This is a genomic window from Acidovorax facilis, from assembly GCF_023913775.1.
In the GTDB taxonomy this organism is placed as follows: Bacteria; Pseudomonadota; Gammaproteobacteria; order Burkholderiales; family Burkholderiaceae_C; genus Acidovorax; species Acidovorax facilis.
The window spans coordinates 1-1,215 of record NZ_JAMXAX010000293.1 but is presented as its reverse complement, the minus strand read 5'-3'; the positions used below and the strand labels follow the sequence as shown (position 1 = coordinate 1,215).

Sequence of the window (1,215 nt, the reverse complement as noted above, 5' to 3'; positions counted from 1 at the left end):
GTAACCTAGCTGTTCCAGGCCCGTTGGTACCAGTGACCCAATACAAGCATGACAGCTGCACCTTCCAACGCGACTTCGCGTATGTAGCCCGAGCCGCACGAGAAGGCTAAAGTGCTTAATTTCAGACTGGTCCCCGGAGCAGGTTGCTTGAAATTTGCTTCGAACGTCCTAAGCCTCTTTGAGGAAAATGTTCAAAGGGGTTACGGCCGCAACGAAACAGTGGGCCAGCTATACGCCAGGGAACTGACAACGACTGACATAGTCATCGAACATGCGACTGTGCTGCCACCCGTCTCTGCAAGCCCCACAGGCGTGCGTTTTAGCACCTACCAGGCCTTTGATGAGCGGGCGAAACTTTTTGAGATAGGCTTGCACTGTGTCGGTCTTTGGCACACACACCCAGTGTCGACGCCTAAGCCTTCAATGAAAGATGAACTGTTGGCAGCGAACTATGCGCGCGCTGCAGCTAAAGATTTGCCGGGTGTTGTGTTTGTCATCTTGGGAACCAAGCCGTTCCCCAGAGGAATTGGGGTTTGGTTTCACGACCAAAAGTCGCTGAGACAACTTACGCTCGAGGCAAGCCGATGAGTGCTTGTTGGCCCAGTCAAGACCGGGTTTTGCGATTCTGCTGAAGCATGTTGCAGAACATAGCTCCTTGCTCTAGCGCATCACTCAATGCCACATGCACGTGAGGCAAGTTGTCGAACCAGCTCTTTGGCATGTGCTTTTTGCTACTGGCTGCGTAGTCAACGCCTAGCTCCGCCATCGCAAAAGACCTGACATCGAGCGCTGAGAAGCCAAACGGGCTTGTTCCGGCAAACCTGATGAGATACCAGTACACAAATAGAAAGTCGAAGCCTGCCGGATAGGCGACAAACACAGGCCTGCCGTCTAGACCCTCAATCCATTCAACGTACCGAATCATCGCTGCACTTGGAGCCTCAAGATTGCTGCGGCATGCTGCCCATGCTTCCGGATGCTTCGCCCACCACTCCATCGTGTCAGGGTCGCCTTTAGCATCGGCTAGCGTTTCGAGATTGGCTTGGAACGTCCCGAGCAGCTTCTTATTCGCTGTAAAAGCGGCGGAGCCAAAGCTGAGCATCGAATTGGGACCTGGTATCGGCCCATCTGTCTCCACGTCAGTGCTTATGTAGATTTCCATCGATGAAGAAAGCAGCGCTAATTTAAAGGCTCGGTTGGGTGCATCCGAAGCAG

The 1,215-nt window shown here is 53.3% G+C and carries 2 protein-coding genes; one reads left to right on the top strand and one right to left on the bottom strand.

Translation table 11 applies throughout. The annotated features are described in order from the left end of the window. Positions 1 to 147: 147 nt before the first annotated feature. Positions 148 to 588 carry a Mov34/MPN/PAD-1 family protein gene (locus tag NFX52_RS30245; protein WP_082437189.1) on the top strand — a complete coding sequence of 147 codons (441 nt, stop codon included), beginning with the start codon at positions 148 to 150 and terminating at the stop codon, positions 586 to 588. A gap of 16 nt (positions 589 to 604) precedes the next feature. Here NFX52_RS30245 and NFX52_RS30240 read toward each other — a convergent pair whose 3' ends face one another. Beyond that, positions 605 to 1,162 (bottom strand): 3'-5' exonuclease family protein, encoded by a 558-nt coding sequence (locus NFX52_RS30240; RefSeq protein ID WP_055392852.1) that lies wholly within the window; start codon positions 1,160 to 1,162, stop codon positions 605 to 607. Positions 1,163 to 1,215 lie beyond the last annotated feature (53 nt).